The sequence below is a fragment of the Micromonospora sp. NPDC005367 genome, from assembly GCF_040606825.1.
Taxonomy (GTDB): Bacteria; Actinomycetota; Actinomycetes; order Mycobacteriales; family Micromonosporaceae; genus Micromonospora.
The window spans coordinates 1-8,596 of sequence record NZ_JBEXFP010000091.1; the positions used below are offsets into that span (position 1 = coordinate 1).

The 8,596-nt window shown below is 69.6% G+C and carries 7 protein-coding genes and 1 pseudogene; 7 read left to right on the forward strand and 1 reads right to left on the reverse strand.

Features of this window, described 5'->3' with window-relative positions; translation table 11 throughout:
• Positions 1-119 precede the first annotated feature (119 nt).
• Complete coding sequence (locus ABZS42_RS31645; RefSeq protein ID WP_355151596.1) at positions 120-2,843, reverse strand: AAA family ATPase; 2,724 nt, start codon at positions 2,841-2,843, stop codon at positions 120-122.
• 483 nt (positions 2,844-3,326) lie between these two features.
• Here ABZS42_RS31645 and ABZS42_RS31650 point away from each other — a divergent pair, with 483 nt between their 5' ends.
• The 7 genes and pseudogenes from ABZS42_RS31650 to ABZS42_RS31680 all read left to right on the forward strand — a co-directional run.
• The gene (locus ABZS42_RS31650) at positions 3,327-4,244 is read left to right on the forward strand and encodes an alpha/beta hydrolase (RefSeq protein WP_355151597.1); all 918 of its coding nucleotides are present in this window, start codon (positions 3,327-3,329) and stop codon (positions 4,242-4,244) included.
• Positions 4,234-4,761 carry a sigma-70 family RNA polymerase sigma factor gene (locus ABZS42_RS31655; protein WP_355151599.1) on the forward strand — a complete coding sequence of 176 codons (528 nt, stop codon included), beginning with the start codon at positions 4,234-4,236 and terminating at the stop codon, positions 4,759-4,761. Before ABZS42_RS31650 ends, ABZS42_RS31655 begins: the two co-directional genes overlap by 11 nt.
• 334 nt (positions 4,762-5,095) lie before the next feature.
• Positions 5,096-5,374 (forward strand): aldo/keto reductase, encoded by a 279-nt coding sequence (locus ABZS42_RS31660; protein ID WP_355151601.1) that lies wholly within the window; start codon positions 5,096-5,098, stop codon positions 5,372-5,374.
• Positions 5,260-7,245 carry an aldo/keto reductase gene (locus ABZS42_RS31665; protein ID WP_355151602.1) on the forward strand — a complete coding sequence of 662 codons (1,986 nt, stop codon included), beginning with the start codon at positions 5,260-5,262 and terminating at the stop codon, positions 7,243-7,245. Before ABZS42_RS31660 ends, ABZS42_RS31665 begins: the two co-directional genes overlap by 115 nt.
• An 8-nt stretch (positions 7,246-7,253) precedes the next feature.
• Positions 7,254-7,850: a sulfite oxidase-like oxidoreductase gene (locus ABZS42_RS31670; RefSeq protein WP_355151606.1), complete on the forward strand. Its 597-nt coding sequence runs from the start codon at positions 7,254-7,256 to the stop codon at positions 7,848-7,850.
• A 205-nt stretch (positions 7,851-8,055) separates the two neighbouring features.
• Positions 8,056-8,334 (forward strand): DUF6510 family protein, encoded by a 279-nt coding sequence (locus ABZS42_RS31675; RefSeq protein ID WP_355151604.1) that lies wholly within the window; start codon positions 8,056-8,058, stop codon positions 8,332-8,334.
• 169 nt (positions 8,335-8,503) lie between these two features.
• Positions 8,504-8,596: pseudogene (locus ABZS42_RS31680) on the forward strand (IS5/IS1182 family transposase); the annotation flags it as partial.

Genomic DNA, 8,596 nt, shown 5'->3' on the forward strand with positions numbered 1-8,596 from the left:
GGTCTCGTGTCCCAGCGCGACGTCATCGACGTCGAGCAGGATCTCGGTTTTGCGTTGCGTGTTCCACACCTGTCACCTATCGGTTCAGCAGACCCCACCGCGCCCCTTCTGGCATGCCGTCAACCTACGAACGTCAGCTGGAGCTTGGCCCGGGAATTGATGCCGAGCTTGGCGAAAGCCTTGTAAAGGTGGTACTCGACGGTGCGCGGGCTGAGAAAGAGCTGCCCGGCGATCTCGGCGTTGCTGAACCCCTCGCGCGCGAGCGCGGCCACCCGCGACTCCTGCGGCGTCAGCTGTCGCTGGTTGTCAGCGGTGCGCTTGCGCGTGGCCTCTCCGGTGGCGAGCAGCTCACGGCGGGCGCGCTCGGCGAACCCGGTCGCCCCGATCGTCGAGAAGAGCTGAGCCGCAGCGCGGAGATGGGTACGAGCGTCGACTCTCCGGTTCCGGCGGCGCAGCCATTCCCCGTAGAGCAGCCGCGCCCTTCCGAGCTGGCAGCGGATGTCGCCGCGGGTGAGTCGTTCGATGGCTTCCTCGTAGTGCGTCTCGGTCTGCCGCTCTTCGGCGAGGAGCGCCTCGGCCATGGCCTGCGTTCCGAGTGCCCAGTCGGTGCCGGCCGGGGCCGTGCGTTCCCGGAGCCGGGCGTTTGCCTCGGTGGCGAGGGTCAGATCACCTGTGCGGACCGCCGCCTCCACCAGTTCGGCCAGCGCCCAGCCGGTGAAGCCGGGCAGGTCGCACCGCAACGCGTCCCGGGCCGCGTCGAGCGCCTCGTCGTAGTGTCCCGCGGCGTTGTGCACCATCGCCGCGGCCGTGGCCTCGGCGATCGCGACATCCTGGTTGCGGGTCGTCTCGGCGACGGGCGGGAGCGGCCGGAGCCCGTGCCGGGCCGGTCTCGTGACGGCGCAGCGCTCCGTGGACGCGGGCGTCACTCGCCAGCTCAGTGGCTGAATCGCCGCGAGTCGATCGAGCGCCGTCCCGGTGTGCCGCCGAGGCCGCATCATCGCGTGGCCGGACGCGCGGTCGCCGATCGGTGCGTCGGGATCGTTCCCTGTCTCGGGCAGCGGGGAACGCCCAGTGAGTTCCGTCCAGGCCGGGGCGTCCCACAGGTCGGCGGCGACCAGGGCGGCAAGCCCGAACCATCGAGTCGCCCGGGCATCGGGCTTGCGCTTCCGGAACGCGCTAACGGCTGCGCGCAGCGGCTGGACCGAGGGACCGTAGCCGTCGAGGACTCTGGTGGCGATCCCGCACAGGAGCTGGTCGGCCGGATGATCGCGGTGATCGGCCGCGGCTACGCGTGCTTCCTCGGCCGCCACGGTCAGCAGTTCTCCGCTGTCGTTCCCCGCCACCATCGCCACGACCAGGGTTTCGAGGTACGCCTCCCGGGCGTCGGCCGGGTCGAGAGCATGCAGTCGCCGGGCGGCGGCCAGCAACTGCCGGGTGGAATCGGCCCCGGGCCGGGCGACTGTCTCGGTCCTGGCTCGCTGCCAACCGTGCCGAGCAACTCGGGTGGTTTCCTCCGGCTCGGGTTCGACCAGCGCGAGAATTCGTTGTGCGGCGGCGAGGTCACCGCTGTCGTATTTGGCGGCCGACGCCGTCAGCGCGCGGTCGGTGCGGCGGCCGCGGTCGCTGGTGAGATAAGTGGCCTTCTCGAGGAAAGCGGCGCGGGCGGCGGTGCCACCGCGGGACTGGGCCAGGTCGGCGCTCGCCTCCAGTTCGTCAGCCAGGTCGTCGTCGTGACCGACCGCGGCCAGGCCGAAGTGCCAGATTTGTTGAACACGGTCGTCGGTAATGCTCTCGCCGAGCTTGCGGTGGATCAGCCTGCGGTCCTCCGGGGTGGCCGCGTGATAGCTGACCGAGCGCAGTTCGGAACAGCTGAAGGTGACGCGGCCACCGATCTGCAGCAGACGAGCCGCGGTGAGCGCCTCGGAGCTCGCCCCGAGCTCGGCGGCCAGGCGCTCGTGAAGAACCACGTCGCCGGAGGGATCGGCCGCGGCGGCCAGTAGGAGCCGGCGTGCCGGCGGTGTGAGCCGCGCCGCACGGGCGATACAGGAACGACCGTGGGAGCAGCACGATCGCGTGCGAAGCGGAGCGGGAACCACGAAGCCGCCGGCCAACTCGGCGGCCGTGAGGCCCTGGAGCGACTCGGCGAGCACGCGCAGGTTGCCGCGCGCCTCCATCAGCATCCGCTGCGCGACGCCCTCGTCGATCGGCCCCGGCGAGAAGCTCGCCAGTTCGGTGCGTACCTCGTTGAGGGTGAGCGGCCGCAGGCGCATCACCGGCAGGTCATCGAAAGACGAGTCCGAATCTGTCCCGTTGGCGGTGACCAGGAGCAGCAATGCTTGTCCGGCCGCGCGCGCGGCCACGTAGGCCAGGACTTCGGCCGTGGCCGTGTCCAGCCAGTGGGCGTCGTCGACCGCCACGCAGACGGGCCGTTCGGCGGCGAGGCCAGCGAGCAGCTCCAGTGCGGCAGGGCCGACCTCGGCGGGCTCGGGCCGGGAGTCACCCATCCGGCCGAAGGCGGTGCTCAGCGATATCCGGTGGCGTGCGGAGAGAAAGCCGTTCTCGTCGAGCAGGTCGGCGCAGAGCAGGTGCAGCGACGCGTACGCGATCTCCCGCTCGGCCGGCACCGCCCGCACCCGCAGGACGCGGAAGCCAGTGGCCCGGTCGATGACGTAGTCGAGTGCGCAGGACTTGCCGATACCGCGTTCACCCACGATGCGCAGCGCGCCGCCCTCGCCTGCCGCCACCGTTCGCACCAGGGCATCCAAACGGGCCCGCTCTTCCGTTCCACGCAACGGCGGCTCCCGGTGCAGAGTCCTGTTCTCGATCGATGCGCGAACACCCATGTGTCAATCCTGCACGCGACTGCCCGTGCCGGCTCCCATCCGACCACCTGTCGTACCCCCGGTCTCGGCGTCTGTTCCCCGGGGTAGGGCGCTCGGACCCCCAGGGGTGCGACCGGGCGTGTCTCGAAGACGACGTAGCGCGACAGGGTTCCCGGGTGTCACGTTCGCCCGGGCTTCCGCCCACCTGACCGTGCAATTGACGTAGATTGTCCGGTTGACCCGTGAAGGGCCGTCGCACAGCGACTCCGCCCAGCGCCTGTTCAGCAACTCGCGAACGGTCGAATGCCAACTCGGCAAGATCTTCAGAGCAGGTTCGACATCACCGCCCACCGGCGGTCGCGCGCACCGCGAGCCACCCGGGGACATGGCCGGGGTTGACCCGTGGTGCTTCGGACGCGAAGCCCGTAGCGGCGGCGTGATGCTTGCAGCCGTACGACTCCAGGACCGTCTCGACGGTTCGCCAAATGACCTGAAGGAGGGGCAATGCCCCGCGTTCATCACCGGTATGCCTCGGTGGCCGGCCATCAGCTTTTCTACCGTGAGGCCGGGCCGGACGACGCGCCGGTTGTGGTCCTGCTGCACGGGTTCCCTACGTCGTCGTTCATGTTCCGCCATCTGATTCCGGACCTGGCGGACCGCTATCATGTCATCGCACCCGACTACCTCGGCTTCGGGTTGTCCGACGCGCCCGCGGCCGACGAGTTCGACTACACCTTCGAGGCACTGACCGACCTCACCGCCGACCTGCTCGAGCAGCTGGGCATCACCCGCTATGCCATCTACGTGCAGGACTACGGCGCGCCGGTCGGTTTCCGGCTCGCGCTGCGCAACCCCGAGGCCATCACGGCGATCATCACGCAGAATGGCAACGGGTACGAAGCCGGATTCGTCGAGAGCTTCTGGCGGACGGTGTGGAACTACCAGGAGGCGCAAACTCCGGGCACCGAGGCGGCCATCCGCCAGGCGCTAACCCTGGACGTGACCCGCTGGCAGTACGTCACCGGGGCGCCGGACGAGACCCTCGTCAGCCCGGACACCTGGCACCACGACTACGCGCTGCTGAGCCGGCCCGGCAACGACCTGATCCAACTGGCCCTGTTCCGTGATTACGCGACCAACCCGCCGCTCTACCCGCAACTACACGAGTACCTGCGCACCAGCGGAGTGCCCGTGCTGGCGGTCTGGGGCCGGAGGGACGAGATCTTCGGTCCGGACGGCGCGACGGCCTTCGCAGCCGACGCCGCCGAAGCCGAGATCCATCTGCTCGATGGCGGCCATTTCCTGTTGGAGAGCGCCGGCGACGCGGTCGCCGTCATCATCCACGACTTCCTCGGCCGCCGACTCCCGCAGACGGCCGGCGTCGGCGGCATGACGCCTCGGACCACGACTCATGCCTCATGACGATCAGCAGTCCCGGTCGAGTGACGTCGAAAGACTGCGGCAGATCTTCGAGGAGCGCTCCGGTGCGCTGCTGCGCTTCCTGAGGCGCATCAACTACGACCGGCCGCACATCGCCGAAGACCTTCTGCAGGAGACCATGCTCAAGGTCTGGCGGCACATCGGTGAGGTTCCGTCCCGCGGCGACCACATCCAGCCCTGGCTGTTCACGATCGCGCGGAACGTCTCGGCGGACGAGGCGCGCAAGCGCCGCCGACGCCCTCAGGAGTTCTCGGGAGACCGTGATCTCCAGGAGTACCCCGGATCGGTCGACCCGATGGATTTGGTGGTCGCGACCGAATCGATGCTCGAGGCGTACCGGAATCTGAGCCCAGAACGGAGAAGCGCCCTTGTGGAGGTTCACTTGAGGAGCCGCAGCGCTCTGGATGCGGCAGCCCGGCTGTCCGTGCCGGTGGGAACCGCGAAGTCGCGTGCCTTCTATGCCATGAATTCGCTCAGGGCAGCCGTCTTCTCTCAATAGGATCGAGACGCCGGGGAGCCATGAAGCTCAGGACTCGTCGTCAGAGATCTGGCGGTTCCCCTATCGGCCTCCGAGCGATGGATGTGCCGGGCCGGGCCGAGGCGACCGGCCGGGAAGCGGCCGCCACGATTCGCCGAGCTCTGGATGTCGGCATCACTCTCATCGATGTCGGTGAGGTGCCCGCGCCGCGGAGCGGCGAACGGTGGATGCGGTAGGTCGGGGGTCTCGCCGGTGACAGCGTCGTCGTCGCGGTGAGAGCGGCTTTGGAAGAGCGAAACGCCGACGGGAAGGCCGTCGGTGGACCCAACGGCCGGCCGAAGCCGTGTGCTGGGCGGTGGAACGGTCGCTTCGCGCGCTCGCCACCGACCGCCTCGACCTCTACCCGCAGCAGATCGGCGACCGCAGGGTGTCGGTCCAGGAGACGTTCGGCACCCTGGGTGAGCTTTTCGCCGAGGGCAAGGTCCGTGACCTGGGGATTAGGAAGGCGCGCCGGCGGCGGTGCGGCACGCGCACAGAATCGCCCCTCTTGTGGTGGTCAAGGCCGAATACTCTGTCGCCGTACGCGATGTGGAGCACAACGGAGTGTTCGCCACCGCCCGGGAGCTGGGCCTGAGCCTCATCGCTTCGTCATCCCTGCGGGGTGGGCTGCTGACCGCCGGCGCCGCCGCGATCGAGCGCATGACCGCGGACCATCGCCACCAGCCGCGTACCCAGGATGCTCTCGACGACCTGGAGCGGGACTTGGCGACACTCGCCGCACAGTGGCTGCGCCTGGACAACGCCGCCGAGTCGATGATCCGACGGGCCGCGCCGGCCCGGAACGACCCAGCAGAGCGCCGGACGACCCGCAGGGCGACCGGCGCCGACGAGGCCGCGCGACCGTACGGGCACCGGGCCCGTGGCACCCCCGCCCGGGATTCACGGGGCAGGCCCGGGGCGAATACGGATTCGCCGCCCGGCGACCGACCGCGAGACTCGTCGAAACTGATGACAGCGGGATCGGGAAAGGCTGAAGCAATGAACCTTGGACCGGAGGCGTCCGCCGACGCCGCGTATGACGTGATCGTGATCGGTGCCGGGCCGATCGGGCAGAACGTCGCCGCACGAGCGAGAGCGGGCGGCCTCTCCGTCGCCGTGGTGGAGAAAGAACTCGTCGGCGGCGAATGCTCCTACTGGGCCTGCGTTCCGAGCAAGGCGATGCTGCGCCCGGTCGTGGCGGTCGCCGAGGCCCGCCGCATCGACGGGGCGCGCGAGGCGGTCACCGGGTCGGTCGACGCCGCCGGGGTGTTCCGCCGCCGGGACCGCTATGTCAGCGACTGGGACGACAGCGGGCAGGCGCAGGCGCTGGCCGACATGGGCGCCCACCTCGTTCGAGGCCACGGCCGGGTGGACGGGCCGCGGCGGGTGTCCGTCGCCACGCCCGAGGAGACGATTGTGCTGCTCACGGCTCTGCACGCGGTGGTCGTCTGCACGGGCAGCCTCGCGGCCGTGCCGGACATGCCGGGAATTGCCGAGGCACGGGTCTGGACCAACCGTACGGCCACCGACACCTCGAAGGTGCCCGCCCGCCTCGCGATCATTGGCGGAGGAGCGGTCGGCGTCGAGATGGCGACCGCCTGGCAGGGCCTCGGGTCGGCGGTGACCCTGATCGCCCGGGAGTCACGCCTGCTGCCCAAGTTCGAGGAGTTCGCCGGGGACCTGGTGGGCGCCTCGCTCAAGGAGTCCGGCGTCGACGTCCGGCACAACACCACGGTGACGTCGATGCGCCGGCCGTCCCCGTCCGGACCGGTGACCCTGTTCCTCGACGACCACTCGGAGGTCGAGGCGGACGAGGTGCTGGTCGCGGTTGGGCGGATCCCGCTCAGCGGCGACATCGGGCTGGAGACGGTCGGGCTCACGCCCGGCTCGTGGCTGGACGTCGACGACACCTGCCGTGTCCGTGGCGTCGAGGGAGGCTGGCTGTACGCGGCCGGCGATGTGAACCACCGGGCCCTGCTCACTCACCAGGGCAAGTACCAGGCGCGCATCGTCGGCAATGCGATCGCCGCGCAGGCGGCCGGTCAGGCTCCCGACACGTCGCTCTGGGGCCGCCACGCGGCGACGGCCGACATCCACGCGTTGCCGCAGGTGGTGTTCACCGATCCCGAGGTCGCCACCGTCGGCCTCTCCGCCGACGAGGCAGGCCGGGACGGGCGCGATATCCGTGTGGTCGACGTCGACCTGCCGACGACGGTCATGGGCGCCCGCCTGTACGCAGACCACTACGTGGGGCAGGCCCGCCTGGTCCTCGACAGCGCGACCGACCGCGTGCTCGGCATGACTTTTGTCGGCTCGGGCGTGACCGAGCTGCTCCACTCGGCCACGATCGCGGTCGCTGGCCAGGTACCGGTCAGCCGGCTGTGGCACGCCGTCCCGTCCTTTCCCACGATCAGCGAGGTGTGGCTGCGGCTGCTCGAGGCCCTGCAGGCAGGGGAGCAGATGTGACACCGCCAATATCGGCGGGATTCCGCGGCCGCCGGCGTCCGGTCGTCGACTCGGCGCGGATTCCTCCGGGCCAGCACCTCACCGAGACTTTCCCGGTGCTGTCGGCCGGCCCGACACCGCACACACCGATCGATCAGTGGACCTTCACCATCCGGGGCGCGGTGGACCGGCCGGTGTCCTGGACCTGGGACGAGTTCCTCGCGCTGCCCAGCCGGACCTTCACCACGGACATTCACTGCGTGACGCGGTGGTCGAAGCTCGACACGGTCTGGACCGGCGTCGCGATCGACACGCTGCTCGCCGGCCTCGACATCAGCGCCTCCTACGCGGTGGCCTACTGCGACGGCGGCTACACCACGAACGTGCCGTTGGCCGACCTCCGCGGGGACCAGGCCGTCATCGCCCACAGTTACGACGGGGCGCCGCTCGATGCTCAGCACGGTGGCCCGGCCCGGCTGTTGGTTCCGCATCTCTATTTCTGGAAGAGCGCCAAGTGGATCCGCGGGATCGAACTGCGCCACGACGACGCGCCCGGTTTCTGGGAGCGATACGGCTACCACAACTACGGAGACCCATGGCAAGAGCAGCGTTACTCAGGCGACTGAACACGCCGCGCAGGTGGAACGGGCTCGACCGCCGCGTCGACGCAGAGATGGTCGCCGACGTGGCGTGGGCGCCGGCCGGCCAGTCGCTCACCTACGTGTGCGGCCCGACCACTTTCCTAGAAACGGAGGCAAGCCCTCGCGTCGCCGCGGGCCAGGCCCCCGAACGGATCCGAGCCGAGCGTTTTGGTGGGACAGGGGAGTCGAAATGATGGCCACAGACGGCAACACGGTCGCGGGGCTGCTTCGCGATATCTTCGGGCAGGAGATGACCATCGTCTACGGCACCTGCATCCATTGCGGCAGCCGCTCGCAGATCGGGCGGGCCATGGTCTTCCGAGGCCCCGGCACGGTGCTCGTGTGTCCGACCTGCGAGGGCCGGTTGATGGTCATCGTGGATCGGGTCGGCGTAGCGTGTGTGGACGCGGAAGGATTGGCAAACCTGGAGATGCAGCGCCCACGCCCCCGGCTACTCGCCAAGATCTGAAAGCGCGAAAGTCCGTCCTGACGTCGTCATCGGGCACGTCGCACCCGCGACGGATCGCTTCGCCCCGGCCGAACTGGCCGGCGCATTCGGCCTGCTCGACAGGGTCGGCCTAAGGGATGTCTCGTAACCCGGTGTCTGTCCGGTGAGGACGATCATCGAGGATGCGAGGGTGCAGGTGATCACCGCGAAGCACCCGGAGTGGATTTTCCCGTTCACCGGTCTGACGCCCGCCCAGTTCCGCAAGCTGGTCCGCCTGGTCGCC

Coding starts and splice junctions, on each gene's coding strand:
- ABZS42_RS31655 (WP_355151599.1), top strand. CDS start 4,234: ATGCCTCATGACGATCAGCAGTCCCGGTCGAGTGACGTCGAAAGACTG.
- ABZS42_RS31650 (WP_355151597.1), top strand. CDS start 3,327: ATGCCCCGCGTTCATCACCGGTATGCCTCGGTGGCCGGCCATCAGCTT.
- ABZS42_RS31645 (WP_355151596.1), bottom strand. CDS start 2,843: ATGGGTGTTCGCGCATCGATCGAGAACAGGACTCTGCACCGGGAGCCG.
- ABZS42_RS31675 (WP_355151604.1), top strand. CDS start 8,056: ATGATGGCCACAGACGGCAACACGGTCGCGGGGCTGCTTCGCGATATC.